At 75.7% G+C, this 14,208-nt stretch carries 14 protein-coding genes; 7 read left to right on the top strand and 7 right to left on the bottom strand.

The genetic code is table 11. The features are described 5' to 3' along the window. The first annotated feature begins 8 nt into the window (after nt 1-8). The gene (locus tag ACSHWO_RS29930; RefSeq protein WP_438316703.1) at nt 9-728 is read left to right on the top strand and encodes a hypothetical protein; all 720 of its coding nucleotides are present in this window, start codon (nt 9-11) and stop codon (nt 726-728) included. Between the two features lie 109 nt (nt 729-837). On the opposite strand, the gene ACSHWO_RS29935 is transcribed toward ACSHWO_RS29930, so the two are convergent. Further along, nucleotides 838-2,130 (bottom strand): streptophobe family protein, encoded by a 1,293-nt coding sequence (locus ACSHWO_RS29935; RefSeq protein ID WP_385834924.1) that lies wholly within the window; start codon nt 2,128-2,130, stop codon nt 838-840. 448 nt (nt 2,131-2,578) lie between these two features. On the opposite strand from ACSHWO_RS29935, the gene ACSHWO_RS29940 reads away from it, so the two are divergent. From ACSHWO_RS29940 to ACSHWO_RS29960, 5 genes are all read left to right on the top strand, one after another. Continuing rightward, complete coding sequence (locus ACSHWO_RS29940; RefSeq protein WP_438316706.1) at nt 2,579-3,736, top strand: DUF6777 domain-containing protein; 1,158 nt, start codon at nt 2,579-2,581, stop codon at nt 3,734-3,736. Between the two features lie 219 nt (nt 3,737-3,955). After that, the gene (locus tag ACSHWO_RS29945) at nt 3,956-4,264 is read left to right on the top strand and encodes a hypothetical protein (RefSeq protein ID WP_438316709.1); all 309 of its coding nucleotides are present in this window, start codon (nt 3,956-3,958) and stop codon (nt 4,262-4,264) included. A 12-nt stretch (nt 4,265-4,276) separates the two neighbouring features. Further along, nucleotides 4,277-6,391, top strand: a complete 2,115-nt coding sequence (locus ACSHWO_RS29950) for a SpoIIE family protein phosphatase (RefSeq protein ID WP_438316712.1) — start codon at nt 4,277-4,279, stop codon at nt 6,389-6,391. Nucleotides 6,392-6,691: 300 nt separating this feature from the next. Further along, nucleotides 6,692-7,084 (top strand): hypothetical protein, encoded by a 393-nt coding sequence (locus ACSHWO_RS29955; RefSeq protein WP_438316715.1) that lies wholly within the window; start codon nt 6,692-6,694, stop codon nt 7,082-7,084. Between the two features lie 11 nt (nt 7,085-7,095). Then, a complete protein-coding gene (locus tag ACSHWO_RS29960; RefSeq protein WP_361090078.1) occupies nt 7,096-7,617 on the top strand; it encodes an FBP domain-containing protein in 522 nt (173 codons plus the stop codon). A 22-nt stretch (nt 7,618-7,639) separates the two neighbouring features. On the opposite strand, the gene ACSHWO_RS29965 is transcribed toward ACSHWO_RS29960, so the two are convergent. From ACSHWO_RS29965 to ACSHWO_RS29975, 3 genes are all read right to left on the bottom strand, one after another. Then, complete coding sequence (locus ACSHWO_RS29965; protein WP_438316718.1) at nt 7,640-9,694, bottom strand: ABC transporter permease; 2,055 nt, start codon at nt 9,692-9,694, stop codon at nt 7,640-7,642. A gap of 164 nt (nt 9,695-9,858) precedes the next feature. Beyond that, nucleotides 9,859-10,686, bottom strand: a complete 828-nt coding sequence (gene modA, locus ACSHWO_RS29970) for a molybdate ABC transporter substrate-binding protein (protein ID WP_438316721.1) — start codon at nt 10,684-10,686, stop codon at nt 9,859-9,861. Between the two features lie 179 nt (nt 10,687-10,865). Next, nucleotides 10,866-11,261: a TOBE domain-containing protein gene (locus ACSHWO_RS29975; RefSeq protein ID WP_438316724.1), complete on the bottom strand. Its 396-nt coding sequence runs from the start codon at nt 11,259-11,261 to the stop codon at nt 10,866-10,868. Between the two features lie 134 nt (nt 11,262-11,395). Between ACSHWO_RS29975 and ACSHWO_RS29980 the strand changes: the two genes are divergently transcribed. Beyond that, entirely contained in the window at nt 11,396-11,779 is a 384-nt protein-coding gene (locus ACSHWO_RS29980; RefSeq protein WP_385834860.1) for an RNA-binding S4 domain-containing protein, read from the top strand. A gap of 174 nt (nt 11,780-11,953) precedes the next feature. On the opposite strand, the gene ACSHWO_RS29985 is transcribed toward ACSHWO_RS29980, so the two are convergent. The 3 genes from ACSHWO_RS29985 to dhaK all read right to left on the bottom strand — a co-directional run bounded on the left by ACSHWO_RS29985 (nt 11,954) and on the right by dhaK (nt 14,058). Continuing rightward, complete coding sequence (locus ACSHWO_RS29985; RefSeq protein ID WP_361090093.1) at nt 11,954-12,358, bottom strand: PTS-dependent dihydroxyacetone kinase phosphotransferase subunit DhaM; 405 nt, start codon at nt 12,356-12,358, stop codon at nt 11,954-11,956. Then, nucleotides 12,355-12,951: a dihydroxyacetone kinase subunit DhaL gene (dhaL, locus tag ACSHWO_RS29990; protein WP_438316728.1), complete on the bottom strand. Its 597-nt coding sequence runs from the start codon at nt 12,949-12,951 to the stop codon at nt 12,355-12,357. The genes ACSHWO_RS29985 and dhaL overlap by 4 nt, the downstream gene beginning before the upstream one ends. Before the next feature lie 108 nt (nt 12,952-13,059). Continuing rightward, nucleotides 13,060-14,058 carry a dihydroxyacetone kinase subunit DhaK gene (dhaK, locus tag ACSHWO_RS29995; protein ID WP_438316731.1) on the bottom strand — a complete coding sequence of 333 codons (999 nt, stop codon included), beginning with the start codon at nt 14,056-14,058 and terminating at the stop codon, nt 13,060-13,062. Between the last annotated feature and the right edge of the window lie 150 nt (nt 14,059-14,208).

Below are 14,208 nucleotides of genomic sequence, written 5' to 3' on the forward strand. Positions count from 1 at the left end.
GTGGTGCCATGAGCAGCTCCTTCCCCGAGGAATACGCCCCCGTCGCCGGCTTCCGGCCCACCCACGTCGTGCCCCGGGACGGACTGCCCGCCTGGGAGACGCCCGACGTGTCCCGGCCCACCGCCTCCCTCGACGCCTTCCTCCCCGTACAACTGCTCGCCCGACGCGGCGAGTGGGGAGAGGTCCTCTGCGCCAACGGGTGGTCGGCCTGGGTGGACGCCCGGCTGCTCGTCTCCGTACCGCAGCCGCCGCCGACCGGCGGGCAGCCGCGGGTGCGCACCGACGACCCGCGTCCGCTGATCGCGCGCAGCGCGGGCGTCCTGGACCGCTACCGGCGGGCGGTCGAGGAACTGGCCGCGGGGCGGCTGGACGGCGAGGGCTTCCGCAGCGGGACCGAGGGCCTGCGGGCCGGAGTGGTGGTCGACGGGGAGTCCGTCTGGCTGTACGACGGGTCCAGCGGGCACTGGATGTACGGCGACGGAAGCCGCCTGGCCACGTACGCGGCCACCGGCGACCCGGACGCCGAAGCGGACCCGGACGCCGACCCGGGCGCGGGCGCGGGCGCGGGAGGGGGTGCGGGCGCAGGCAGGCAGGCGGGTGCGGGCGTCGGCCCGGGCGGAGGCGGGGCCGGGGGCGGCGGCGCACCGGCAGGGGCCGCGGCGAAGACCCCCCGGGATCCCGACCTCGATCCGACGCGGGTCATCCCGCCGTCGGACGACGGGGGGTGACGGGCCGCACGCCGCCCGGGTCGGCAGGGGACCGGCAGCCGCCGGGCGCGGCCGGTGCCTGCCGCACGCGTACCGGCCGGGAGGCGGCGGGCGGGGGACGAGGAGGAGGTCAGGGGGTCGTGGCGGCCGTTGGCGGCGGTTCGACGAGGCCGCGGCGGTGGACCGGGCGGGCCAGCAGGCCGCCGAGGAACCCCGCGAGCGCCCCCCAGAGCAGGGCGAGCCCGACCGTACGCCACAGCACGGCCCGCAGGTCCACGGTGCCGCCGAGCCCGGACACCTCGCCGAGACCCAGCAGGGACATCCCGAACCGGGCCCGCATCGGCACCAGCAGGCACACCGCCAGGACGGCGAGCCCGAAGGCGGCGCCCAGGTGGAGGGCGTGCTGCCAGGGCCGGACGTGCGCGGGGGAGCGCACCGCGGCCAGGAACCCCGTGGCGAGCAGCATCACCGCGGCGACCGGCACCAGCCACCACACCCAGGCCTGGTGCTCGGCGAGCGCGGCCACGTCGACCGTGGAGGTGTCCACGGAGGCGTCCGACCCGGAGGCGCGCAGCACGGCGTCCAGCACCTGCGGCACGGGCAGGCCGAACGGCCCCTCGACCCTGCCGTCCCAGGCGCCGCCGAAGCCCAGCGTGAGCGCGAGCCAGGCGAGGTTCGGCAGGCCGAGCAGCACCACGGCGGACGTGCGGTCGGGGTGGCCGCGCGTGGCGGCCACGACCAGGCCGACCACCACGCCCAGGGCGACGTACGCGAGCAGCAGCGCCACGGTGGCGAAGGCGGCGGGCCGCACCGCCGAGTGGAAGCGGACGAGCCCGGCCGGGAGCGGCGCCCGCCGCGAGACCAGCAGGGCGACCAGCAGCAGACCGAGGATCCACAGCAGCCCGAAGAAGAGGGTCGCGGGCACGGCGGCCCGGAAACCGACCGTGGGGGCCGAGTCGAAGATCTCGGCGAGGTCCCCGATCGGGGAGTCCCCGGTGGAGACGGCGAAGGTCTGCCGGGCCAGGAGCGCCGTACCGGTGAGGGCGAGCAGCCACAACAGGACCAGCGGGACGGCGTGGGCGAGGAGCTCGCGCGGCCGGGCCACCGCCCGGTTGTGCAGAGGGTGCAGGAAGAGCGAGCCGGCCGTGAGCGCTCCGGCCAGGCTCACCGAGAGGGGGAGCACGGACAGGCTCGCGTCGGCGTCGGCCAGGAAGCCGGCCCCGCCGGTCACCTCGACGGAGCCGCCCGCCGCCAGCACCACCACGGCCGCCACCACGTGCGGGAAGGCGCCTCCGGGCAGGTCCGCGGCACCGGCACACGCCAGGCCTGCTGCGGACACCGCGGCCATCGCCGCGAACCCCGCCACGACCGCGACGAGGGCGTCGCGCCAGGTCCGCAGGGGACCCCGGGACGTACGGCTCACAGCGCCACGGTAGGCAGCCCCGGCTTGCGGGCACCACCGGGAGGCCGCACACAATGGTCCGCAGGAGTGATTGATATCCGGCTATTTCCTGATGAGGAAGCGGAACGTGGAACGCGGACCCGGGGAGACCGGGCCACCTCCCCTCCGCCTGGGACAGGGGACGCCCGTGACCACACAGCCTTCCGGCACACCGCCGCCAGAGCGCCCCACAGGACCTCCCGCCGGCCCGCTCGCGGAGCCGCGGGGCAGGGAGGGTCCGCCGACCGTGATCGACACCCCGTCGGGAACGGGGGCCGGCGGTGCGGGATCCGGCGGTACCGGAGCGGGCGGGACCGGTGGTGGCGGGCGCGGCGGCAGGGGCCCGTGGGGCGGTTCCGGCGGAGGCGGGAGTGAGCCGCCCCCGCCGCCGCAGGGCCGCGGCGAAGCCCCCAGGCCGTGGTGGCGGTCCGTGCCCAGGCTGGTCACCGCCGCGGTGGCGGTGGGGGCCGTGGTCGCGCTCGCCGTCGTGCTGACCCGCCCCCAGGGCTCACCGCAGGCGGGCGGCGAGCTCTTCCTGGAGTCCACCGCGGCCCAGGGCCAGGACCCGTACACCGCGTCCACGGTCACCGAACCGGCGCCGCCGGCCACGACCGCGCCACCGCCACCGCCTCCGCCCCGGTCCACCCCCACGGGGCCGATGACCGCCCGGGCCGTCACCGGATCGTCCCCGACCCTGTACGGCGGATCCCGGAACGTCGCCAGCTGCGACATCGAGAAGCAGGTCCGGCTGCTGTCCGCCCAGCCGGACAGGAACCGGGCCTTCGCCGAAGCCCTCCAGATCGAGGCGTCGACCGTGCCCGCATACCTGCGCTCGCTCACCCCGGTGACCCTGCGCAACGACACCCGGGTCACCAACCACGGCTACCGGGACGGCCGCCCGACCCCGTACCAGGCCGTGCTCCAGGCCGGCACCGCCGTGCTCGTGGACAGCCGCGGCGTGCCCCGGGTGCGCTGCGCCTGCGGCAACCCGCTGGGCGAGCCGGTGCCGATGGCGGCGGGCTCGACGCGGGAGGGGACGCCCTGGGCGGCGTACCGGCCGCAGGACGTGGTCGTGGTCAAGCCGACCGGCAAGGTCATGAACGAGGTCACCATCTACGACCAGCGCACCGGACGCTGGTACGAGCGGGGACCCGGCGTCCCGAAGGGACCCGAGGACCGGGACCGGCCCGTCCCGCCCCCGCCGCTGCCCCCGACGCCCCCCGCCAGGCCGGAGGCCTCCCTGAGCCCCGCGCCCCCGGGCACCCCGACCGGCGCCCCCACGGGTACGCGTACGGGTGCGCCCACCGGTCCCGGCACCCCCGAGGAAACGGGCACCCCCAAGGGCATCACCACCCCGAAGGGCAACACCCCCAGGACCACCGCTCCCAAGGACACCGGCCGCCCCGCGGACACCGCCTCCCCGCCCGCCCCGCGCAAACCGCCCCCCGCCCCGTCCAAGCCGGAACCGGCGGTCACCCTGCCGCCGCCGTCGCCGGTGGCCCCCACTCCGCCCCCGGTCGCCCCGACCCCGGCTCCGGTCGTCCCCTCGCCGCCGGCAGCCCCCTCGTCGGCCGCGTCGCCCCCGTGACCGCCGTGACCGCCGTGACCGCCGGGCCGCGCGCCGCCGCCCCCGCCCAGCGCGCCGCGGGCGGCGGCCCCTACTGACTCCCGCCCTCGCCAGCCCGGCGCGGCTCGGCCCCGGCCCGCGCCCGGGCCCGCATCCTGCTCGACCCAGGCCGCCACGTCCGCCAGGTCCTTCGTCACGGCCTTGGCCACGGCCCTCGCCCCCAGCCGGTTCGGCAGCCGCATGAAGAGGCCCGGGCGCCTCCCGCTCGCCGCCGGAGCCGTCGAGGACGTCATCCGTACCACCGTCCGGCCCGGGGACCGCCCGTCGAGCCGGAACTCCGACGCGTGGTGCACGCCCGGGGCGTCGGCCTCGGCGACGTACCGCTCCGACGGGTCGGACACCGTCACGTACGTCTCCTCGGCGGCCTGCTTGCCGAACATCCGCAGGGTCTCCCGCCAGCGCGTGCCCAGCCGCACCGGGCCCGGCGTGAGCACCTCCACCGCGTCCACTCCCGCCCCGGCCGCACCCGCGCGCGGCGTCGTTTGGTGAGACCCTGGCTGCATGGCCGAAAGGGGAACGAGCCCCGAGGTCGACTGGCCCGCACAACCGGACATGAGCCTCGCGCTCAACCACATGGGCACCTTCGACTGGGATCTCGACAGCGGGCGGATGCACCTGGACTCCACCGCCCTCGGAGTGCTCGACCTGCGCCCGGACGAGTTCAGCGGCACCCCTGCCGGGCTGCGCAGACGCATGGCCCCGCCCGAGGAGGCCCGGCTCGACGCCCGCGTGGCCCAGGCACTCAAGGACGGGCGGAGCCACTACGGGGCGTACGTGCGCATCCGGCGGCGCGACGGATCCCGGGCGTGGGCCCACATCCAGGGCCACATCCTGCGCAACCAGGCCGGCCGCCCGTACCGGATCATCGGCATCCTCCGCGACGCCGCCCACGACCCGGGCGACCCCGGCGCCGGCGGGGAGCGGGCCGAGGGGCGGCGCCGGATGACGGGCGTCGTCGACCGCACCACCGCCATCCTGGCCCACGCCCGCACCGTCAACGACGTGACGGACGTCCTGAAGGACCCCGAGGCGCTCAGCCACCTCGGCGCCGTCAGCGTGATGCTCGGCATCGTCGACGGCGGCCGCATCCACCTGGTCGCCGAGGGGCGGTTGGGCACCCACGTACCGGAGCTCGAATACACCCGCATCGACGCGCGGTTCCCGATGAGCGAGGCCGTCCGGAACCTCCAGCCGGTCTTCATCGCGTCACGCGAGGAGTTCCGCGGCCGCTACCCCGAACTGTGGCAGTACATCGAGCCGCTGGCCGTGCACAGCGGGGTCTACCTGCCGCTGATCGCCCAGGGCCGGGCCATCGGTGCACTCGGGCTGCTGTACGAGCGGGACGGCGACTTCACCGATGAGGAGCACAACGTGCTCGTCGCGCTGGGCAGCGGCATCGCGCAGAGCCTCCAGCGCGCCATCCTCTTCGAGCAGGAACACGACCTCGCGGAGGGCCTCCAGCGGGCCATGCTGCCGCGCCGGATCCCGGACGTGCCCGGGACGCTGATCGCCGTCCGCTACCGGGCCGCCCGGGCCGGACGCAAGGTCGGCGGCGACTGGTACGACGTGGTCCCGCTCGGCGACGGACGCGTCGGGGTCATGATCGGCGACGTCGAGGGGCACGACACCGATGCGGCCGTGATCATGGGCCAGCTGCGGATCGTCCTGCGCGCCTACGCCGCCGAGGGCCACACCCCCGACGCTGCCATGGCCCGCGCCTCCGCCTTCCTCCGGGACCTGGCAACGGACCGCCTCGCCGCGTGCACCTACGCCGAGATGGACCTGGTCACGGGCATGCTGCAGCTGGTACGCGCCGGCCACCACGACCCGGTGGTGCGGCGCGGCGACGGCACCTGCCACCACGTCCCGGTGGCCGGAGGGGCACCGCTCGGACTCCCGCTGAACGGACCGCCGCGGGGCGACGGGGGCGGCGGGAGCGGTGCCGGTGGTGCGGGCGGTGGTACCGGCTACCCCGTCACCAGCCTCGAACTGCACCCCGGCGACACGCTCGTGCTGTGCACGGACGGCCTGTTGGAACTGCCCGGCACCAAGGACCGCGAGGACGGCATGCGCGCCCTCATGGAAGCGGTCTGCGCCGGGCCGGTCGACGTGGAGGAACTCGCCGACACCCTGTGCAACCTCGGCAGCGGCCAGGGCGGCCCGGACGACATGGCCCTGCTCCTGCTCCGTCGCCGCGGCACCCCCACCCCGCGCGGTGGCGGCCCCCTGCGGCTGAGGCTCGCCCCCGGCGACCCCGACGGACCGGCGACGGCCCGGCACCTGATCCGGGCGGCCGTGGCGGCCTGGGGCGCGGAGGAGATGACGGACGAGATCGAGCTGGCGGCGGACGAGCTCATGACCAACGCACTCGTGCACACGGAGGGCGGCGGCCACGTCAGCCTCCGCATGACCGCGGAGGGCCGCATCCGCGTCGAGGTGGAGGACTCCAGCAGCGCCCTCCCGCACCGGCGGGAAGCGGGCGACTGGGCGGTGTCGGGCCGCGGCCTGCTGCTGGTGGAACGCCTGGCCCGGGAATGGGGTGTCGAACCCCGGGGCGGCGGCAAGTGCGTCTGGTGCGAGTTCACCGTTCCGAACCCCCCACCGCCGACCCCGTAGCCGCACGTCCGAAGACCCCACAGGTCCGGGGAGCGGCCTGCGTCCACCCCGGCCGTTCCCGGCACGGCCTCGCTGCTCGTCGTCGGTGGCCGCATGCGCGACCCCACCGGCCCGGGGATGCGTCAGATGCCGCAGCCGTGCGACCGGTTGACGCCGTGACCCGTCCGCATGCGGAACCGCGAGTCGCAGGCAGTCGTACGCGCCGCCGGGCAGCCGACGGGCGGCGGCCGGACGCGTGGACTCCGGGGCGGGGCCAGGGGGTTGGGCCGAGGGCGGGGTGGGGCGGGCGATGCTGCACGGGTGTCGAACGCCGGCCGGGATCCGATGCCGGCCGGCGAGGCCGCGGTCAGGGCCCGGCCCTGGCGGTTCGCGGTCGAGGCCGTCCCCCGAACCACCGAAGCCGCCGAGGAGCCGGACACCGGCGCGCTGGCCGTCGTACGGCGCCCTGCGCCGCAGAACGTCGACCGGAAGGAGGAGGCGCCGGCGGCGCGGCTGCTCGCCGAGTTCCGGCGCGGCAGCGGCAAGCGCGCCGCGCTCGTCACCGTCGGCGCCCCGGCCCCGGCCCCCGCCCGCGGCGTCGGCCGCTCGGAGGGGGTGGCCCCGGTCGAGGTCCCGGCCGTCGGCCGGTCCTCGTGGGGGGCGACGCCTTCGCCGGGAGAAAACCGGATGAACCCGGTGCGTACCGCCACGTAGCGTGGTGCCCCATGGAACCACTGACCGAGAAGCAGATCCGTTCGTCCTTCGTGAACTGCACCAAGGGAGAGGCGGCCCGGCTGAAGCTGCCGCCGGACTTCGACGCTCTCCCCTGGGAGGATCTCGACTTCCTCGGCTGGATCGACCCGGGCGCTCCGCTGCGCGCCCACCTCGTACGCCGGGCGGCCGACGGGTCCGTCACCGGCATCAGCCTGCGCGTCCCGGGCGCGAACCGCACCAGTGCCCTGAAGTCCAGCGTCTGCCAGATATGCCTGACCGGGCACGCCGCCTCGGGCGTGTCCCTCCTCGTCGCCCCCCTCGCCGGCCAGCGCGGCCGGGAGGGCAACAGCGTCGGCTTCTACGTGTGCGCGGACCTCGCCTGTTCCCTCTACCTGCGCGGCAAGCGGCAGCCGAAGCTGCGGGGCGGCCGGCCCGAGGAGACGCTCACCCTGGAGCAGCGCGTCGGGCGGGCCATGGACAACCTCGACGCCCTGACCGCAAAGGTCACCGCCTCACAGGTCCCCACCGCGTGACGGTCCCCACCGTCTGACGGCGTCACAGCCGGACCAGCGTCACCTCGGTGGCCTTCACGCTCGTCCACACCGCGGAGCCGTCGGCCAGGCCCAGTTCGGCGGCCGCCTCGGGGGTGATCTCCGCGACCAGGTCCGGCACCTCGGTGGAGCCCACCAGCACGCGCAGCCGGCTGCCGACCGAGGTGATCTCCCGTACGGTGCCCGGCCACACGTTGCGGGGGCTGCCGCTCGGCCTGTCCCGGTGTACGGACACCGCCTCCGGGCCGATGATCGCGAGGGCCTCGGCGCCCTCGGGCAGCGCCTCGGCCACCACCAGTCGGCCCCCGGACGGCAGGGCGAGCCCCTCGGGGGACGCGGCGCCCACCCAGGCGTTGCGGCCCAGCATCCTGGCCACCCACGGGGACCGCGGATGGCGGGTCACCTCGGCGGGCGGCGCGTCCTGCAGGGCGCGCCCGTCGGCGAGGACGAGCACCCGGTCGGCCAGCGACACCGCCTCGACCGGATCGTGCGTGACGATCAGGCAGACCCCGCCGAAGCCGGCCAGGTGCGTGCGCAGCATGTGCCGGACGTGGGCGCGGGTGGCCTGGTCGAGGGAGGCCAGCGGCTCGTCGAGCAGCAGCAGCCGCGGCCGGGCGGCGAGCGCCCGGGCCAGGGCGACCCGCTGGGCCTGGCCGCCGGAGAGCTGGCCGGGCTTGCGGTGGGCGAGGTGGCCGACCCCGAGCCGGTCCAGCCACAGCCGGGCCTCGCGGCGCGCCTCGGCCCGCGGCACCCGGCGCGCCCGCAGCCCGTACGCCGTGTTGGCCAGGGCGCTGAGGTGCGGGAACAGGGCGCCGTCCTGAGGAACCCAGGCCACCTGGCGTCGGTGCGGGGGCAGCGCGGTGACGTCGGTGTCGCCGAGCCGGAGCTCGGCGTCGGCGCGCGGGGTCAGGCCGAGCAGGGCGCGCAGCAGGGTGGTCTTGCCTGCGCCGTTCTCGCCGACGACGGCGATGGTGGTGCCGGGCGGGGCGTCGAGGGTGAGCTCGGTGAAGCCGGTGACGGCGGCGTGCAGGGGCCAGCGCCCCCCGCCGTGCGGATCCCCGGCACCTGCGGCCGCGCCCTCGTCTGCGTATGCCTCTGCGTCTGCGTCTGCGTCTGCCTGCGCTCGCGCAGCTCCGGCCGGCGCCGCACCCGACGGCGACACCGACGGGACCTCCCCGGCCGCCCCGGGCTCCGCAAGACCCGCCGCGCCGGCCGTGTGGGCGGCGGCCGGGGCGCCGGCCCAGCGCCCGCGCAGGGCGATCAGTACGGCCATGGCGATCGCGACGAGCAACAGGGAGACGGAGGTCGCGGCCTCCGGGCTGTCCTGGAGCAGCAGGTAGACCTGGAGCGGCAGGGTCTGCGTGGTGCCGGGCAGGTTCCCGGCGAAGGTGATGGTCGCGCCGAACTCACCGAGGGCCCGCGCCCAGGTCAGGGCGGCACCGGCGACCAGACCGGGGCCGACCATGGGCATGGTCACGGTGAAGAACACCCGCACCGGCGAGGCGCCGAGCGAGGCGGCGGTGTCCTCGTAGCTGCGCTTCAGGCCGCCGAGCGCGCCCTCCAGACTGATGACGAGGAACGGCATCGCCACGAAGGTCGCCGCGAGGACGGCACCGGAGGTGTGGAAGGGGAGGGTGATCCCGAAGGTGCTCTCCAGCCACGGCCCGAGCAGGCCGCGCCGCCCGAAGCCCAGCAGCAGCGCGACACCGCCGACGGTCGGTGGGAGCACCATCGGCAGCAGGACCAGCGAGCGGACGAACGCCTTGCCCTTGAACTCGATGCGGGCCAGCAGCCAGGCGAGCGGCACCCCGAGGAGCAGCGAGAGGCCGAGGGCCCAGAACGACACCACGAGCGAGAGCCGTAGCGCCTCGACGACGCCGGGGCTGGTGAGGTGCGCACCGAGCTCGCTCCACTCGGTGCGGGCGAGGATGCCGACGAGGGGGAGCAGCAGGAAGGCGACGGCGACGAGCGCGGGCAGCGCGAGGGCGACGGGCGGCCGTGTGCGGGTACGGGCACGGGTGCGGGTGCCGGCGCGGGCTCCGGAGGGGCGTCTGCTCATGCGGTTTCCTGGCTGAAGCGTACGGGGACGGGAGCGCGACGGCGCCCGGAACGGCACGGCGGCGGAGCCGGACCGGTGAGCCCGGGAAGGAGAGCCCGAGTCGGCGTGCGCGCGGCGCGAGACCGGGGCACGGGCCGGGTGCGGAGCCCGGCGGGGGTACCGGCTCAGGCCTTCTGGAAGCCCGCGTCCTGGAGGATCTTCTGCGCCTCCGGGCTGCTCAGCCAGGCGACGAACGCGGCCGCGGCCTCGGCGTTCTTGGACTGCTTGAGGGTGGCGGCCGGGTACGAGGCGACCGCGTTCTGCTCGTCCGGGATCTCCACGGTCTCGACCTTGTCCGCGGACTTGGCGGAGTCGGTCTTGTAGACCAGGCCGGCGTCGGCCTCGCCGAGTTCGACCTTGCTCAGGACGGCGCGGACGTTCGGCTCCTGGGAGACCGGCTTCACCTCGACCTTCTGGGCGTCGAGGATCTGCTTGCCGTAGCGGCCGACCGGGACCTCGGGCGCGGCGAGCACGACCTTGACCTTGGTGTCCGCGAGGTCCTTGAGGGCGGCGATCTTGAACGGGTTGCCCTTGCCGGTCGCGATGACCAGGCGGTTCTTCGCGATGATCGACGGCTCGCCGGTCTCGCCCTCCAGGCCGTCCATGGTCTTGGTGTCGGCGGTCACGAGCGCGTCGGCCGGGGAGCCCTGCTTGACCTGCGCGGCGAGCTCCTGGGAACCCGCGAACGAGAAGGTGATCTTCGTGCCGGGGTGGGCCTTCTCGTACGCGGCACCCGCGGTCTTGAACACGTCGGTCAGCGAGGAAGCGGCGAGGACGGTCAGGTTCGCGGCCTTCGGCGCGGCACCGGACGAGGCGGTGGCGGTGGCGCTCGCGCCGGAGCCGCCGTCGGCGGCCTTCGGCTCGCTGCTGCCGCAGGCGGCCAGGCCGGGGACGAGCAGGGCTGCGGCGAGGGCCGCGACCAGGGTGCTGCGGCGGTTCACGGGAAGGGACATGACTGGTGCTCCTCGGTCGGGTCGGGCAGCCGGACGGGCCGGCTGCACGGCGTGGCGACCCGCGCCGGTGACGGCGGAGCGGGCGACGGCAAGGGACGAAAGGGGGCGCGGCAGGGCAGGCGGGCGGGCGGGGCAGGCGGGGCGGAACGGGACGGGCGCGAGGGGGACCGGGGCGCCGGTCAACCGCGGTCGATGTGCACGCTGGTCGACTTCACGCGGGCGGTGGCCCGCATGCCGACGGCCAGCCCGAGTTCCTCGACGGCCTCGCGGGTGAGCAGGGAGACCAGGCGGTGCGGGCCCGCCTGGATCTCGACCTGGGCGGACACGTCGCCGAGGGTCACGGCGGTGACGATGCCCGGGAAGGCGTTGCGGGCCGAGGTGCAGGGCTCGCCGTCCTCGGTGTGGGCGCCCTGGCCGACCTCGACGGAGAAGGCGGCCAGGTCACGGCCGTCGATCAGCCGTCGCCCGGCCTCGTCGCGATGGGTCGCGACCCGGCCGGCGTCGGCCCAGCGGCGTGCGGTGTCCGGGCTGACGCCCAGCAGACGCGCCGCCTGGCCGATGGTGTAGGACTGCATGTGCGACAAGGTAGGGGCACGCGCCGCGCATTTGCAATTCTCTTGGGATGATCTACATGGCAGATGCCTCGCGGGTTGGCGGTTCCGCCGAAATATGACCCGCTTGCAGGGCGACGGCTCGCTAGAGTCGAGGGATGGCAGCTGAAACAACCGAAACGGGAACCGCACGGGTGGACGCCTGGATCTGGTCGGTCCGTCTGACCAAGACCCGCTCCATCGCGGCGACCGCCTGCCGGGCGGGGCACGTGAAGGTCAACGGGGAGCGTGCGAAGCCGGCCCAGTCGGTGAAGGCGGGTGACGAGGTGCGGCTGTTCCACGCGGGGCGCGAGCGCGTCGTCGTGGTCAAGCGGCCGGTGACGAAGCGGGTGGGCGCGCCGGTGGCCGCCGAGTGCTTCGTCGACAACAGCCCGCCCGCCCCGACGGCCGTCGAGGCCGCCGCCGTCGGCATCCGCGACCGCGGCACGGGCCGCCCGACCAAGCGTGACCGCCGCGAACTCCAGTCCCTCCGAGGCCGCTGACCGAACCCACGCCCGGCCCACGACCCCGGACCGGCCCGGGCAACGGTCCGCTCGCACCGGCCCGGGCCCGCAGGTGCACGGGCGTGCGGGCCGCCCGTGGGCGGGGCCGGGCGGGGCGGTCCGGCCGAGCGCGTAGGGGCGCGGGGCCGGCGACCGCGGTGCGGAGGTTCGGGGTCAGGTCTTGCGGTACGTGTACGCCTCCGACGCGGCCAGCGCCACGGCGTCGATCGGCGCGCCCGCCGACGCGGCGACCACCGCCGCCACCGCACCCTCCACGAACGGCGCGTCCACCAGCCGTGCACCCGGTGGCAGTTCCTCGTCCGCCAGCAGGGCCTTCACCGTCAGCACCGCGCTGCCCAGGTCGGCGAGCAGCGCGACACCCGCCCCCCGGTCCACCTCCCGCGCGGCCGCGGTGATCCGCTCCGCGCTCGTGCCGAGACCGCCGTCCGGGGTGCCGCCCGCCGCGGCGATCGGAGCCACCGGCCCGCCCGCGGCCAGACCCGCCGCCAGCTCCGCCACGGACTCCGCGACCTGCGCGCTGTGCGACACCAGCACGATCCCCACCAGCCCCGCCGTCATCCCGCCACCTCCGCCAGCGCCCCCAGCAGCAGCGCCGACGAGGTCGCCCCCGGGTCCTGGTGGCCGATGCTCCGCTCTCCGACGTACCGGGCCCGGCCCTTGCGGGCCAGCATCGGCACGGTGGCCCGTGCCCCCTCCTCGGCCGCGGCCCCGGCCGCCGGGTAGGAGGTGCTCAGCGCAGCCACCCCCGGCACCAGCGCGTCCAGCATCGTCTTGTCGCCCGTCTCCGCACCGCCCAGTTGGGCCACCGCGCCCACACCCGCGTCCAGCGCCGCGCGCAGGGCGTCGTCGGACACCTCGGCGGCCTCTCCGAGTTCCTTGCCGGTCCGCCGCAGCAGCGTCCCGTACAGCGGGCCGGACGCCCCGCCGACCGAGGAGATCAGGGTCCGGCCGGCGAGTTGGAGCACGGCCCCGGGTGTTCCCGGCTGCTCCGCCTCCAGGGCCTCCCGTACGGCGGTGAAACCGCGCAGCAGGTTGGCGCCGTGGTCGGCGTCCCCGATGGGGGAGTCGAGCTCGGTCAGCCGGTCCGCCTCCCGTTCCACCACCTCCGCAGTGGCCACCATCCAGCGCCGGAAGAAGTCTGCGTCACGCAACCCGGTTCTCCTCGCCTCTACTTGCCGCATACGTCACACCCAAATCCCTACCCCCCACACTTCCCAAGCTCCCCGCGCTCCCTGCGCTCAACTCCCGACACTCCATCTTCAGCGGCCCCAGCGCAGTGCCGGCGTCTGCACGGGTGCGTCCCACAGCCGCAGCAGTTCCTCGTCCGCCCGGCACAGCGTCACCGAACACCCCGCCATATCCAGGGAGGTGACGTAGTTCCCGACCAGCGCACGAGCCACCGGCACCCCCCGCTCCGCCAGCACCCCGGCCACCTCCGCATGGAACCCGTACAGCTCCAGCAGCGGGGTGGCCCCCATGCCGTTGACGAGCGCGAGCACCGGCCCGTCGGCCGGCCCCACCTCCGCCAGTTCCGCCAGGACGGCGTCCACCGTGACCCGTGCGATCTCCCGCGCCGGCATCACCGGCCGCCGCTCACGGCCCGGCTCGCCGTGGATGCCGATCCCCAGCTCCAGCTCCCCGTCCGGGAGGTCGAACGTCGGACTGCCCTTCGCCGGTGTCGTGCACGCGCTGAGCGCCACCCCGAAGCTCCGCGAGGACTCGGCCACCCGCCGGGCGATCGAGGCGACCCGCTCCAGCGGGGCGCCCTCCTCCGCGGCCGCACCGGCGATCTTCTCGACGAACAGGGTGGCCCCGGTGCCGCGCCGTTCCGCCGGGTTCCCGGTGACGGCGACGTCGTCGTGGACGAGCACCCGCTCGATGCGCAGGCCGTCCTCCCCGGCGAGCTCGGCGGCCATCTCGAAGTTGAGCACGTCTCCGGTGTAGTTCTTCACGACGAACAGCACGCCCTGCCCGGCGTCCACGGCGGTGGCCGCCCGCAGCATCTGGTCGGGCACCGGGGAGGTGAACACCTCCCCGGGGCAGGCCGCCGACAGCATCCCGTGCCCCACGAACCCACCGTGCAGTGGCTCGTGCCCGGAGCCGCCGCCGGACACCAGGCCGACGCGGCCCCCGGCACGCGCGTCGCGCCGTACGACGATCCGCCGCTCCACGTCGACGTCCAGCTCGGGATGGGCGGCCGCCATACCGCGCAGGGCGTCGGCGACGACGGTCTCGGGACTGTTGATCAGCATCGTCATGGCGTCTCTCCGGTGTGGGAGTGGCGGAACGGTCGGGACCGGAGGCGAGCCTATGCGCCCGGAGCGCGCATCGTCACCGATCGGACACGACGCGTGACTGCGTCGTCCGTCTACCCGCCTCCCGTCAATCGAGTGCATGTTCGAATGGCG

This window comes from Streptomyces pallidus (ex Mingjun et al. 2026) (assembly GCF_051550185.1).
Lineage (GTDB): Bacteria > Actinomycetota > Actinomycetes > Streptomycetales > Streptomycetaceae > Streptomyces.

Coding starts and splice junctions, on each gene's coding strand:
- ACSHWO_RS29950 (WP_438316712.1), top strand. CDS start 4,277: ATGGCCGAAAGGGGAACGAGCCCCGAGGTCGACTGGCCCGCACAACCG.
- ACSHWO_RS29965 (WP_438316718.1), bottom strand. CDS start 9,694: ATGAGCAGACGCCCCTCCGGAGCCCGCGCCGGCACCCGCACCCGTGCC.
- ACSHWO_RS29980 (WP_385834860.1), top strand. CDS start 11,396: ATGGCAGCTGAAACAACCGAAACGGGAACCGCACGGGTGGACGCCTGG.
- modA (WP_438316721.1), bottom strand. CDS start 10,686: ATGTCCCTTCCCGTGAACCGCCGCAGCACCCTGGTCGCGGCCCTCGCC.
- ACSHWO_RS29930 (WP_438316703.1), top strand. CDS start 9: ATGAGCAGCTCCTTCCCCGAGGAATACGCCCCCGTCGCCGGCTTCCGG.
- dhaK (WP_438316731.1), bottom strand. CDS start 14,058: ATGACGATGCTGATCAACAGTCCCGAGACCGTCGTCGCCGACGCCCTG.
- ACSHWO_RS29945 (WP_438316709.1), top strand. CDS start 3,956: ATGAAGAGGCCCGGGCGCCTCCCGCTCGCCGCCGGAGCCGTCGAGGAC.
- ACSHWO_RS29960 (WP_361090078.1), top strand. CDS start 7,096: ATGGAACCACTGACCGAGAAGCAGATCCGTTCGTCCTTCGTGAACTGC.
- ACSHWO_RS29985 (WP_361090093.1), bottom strand. CDS start 12,358: ATGACGGCGGGGCTGGTGGGGATCGTGCTGGTGTCGCACAGCGCGCAG.
- ACSHWO_RS29975 (WP_438316724.1), bottom strand. CDS start 11,261: ATGCAGTCCTACACCATCGGCCAGGCGGCGCGTCTGCTGGGCGTCAGC.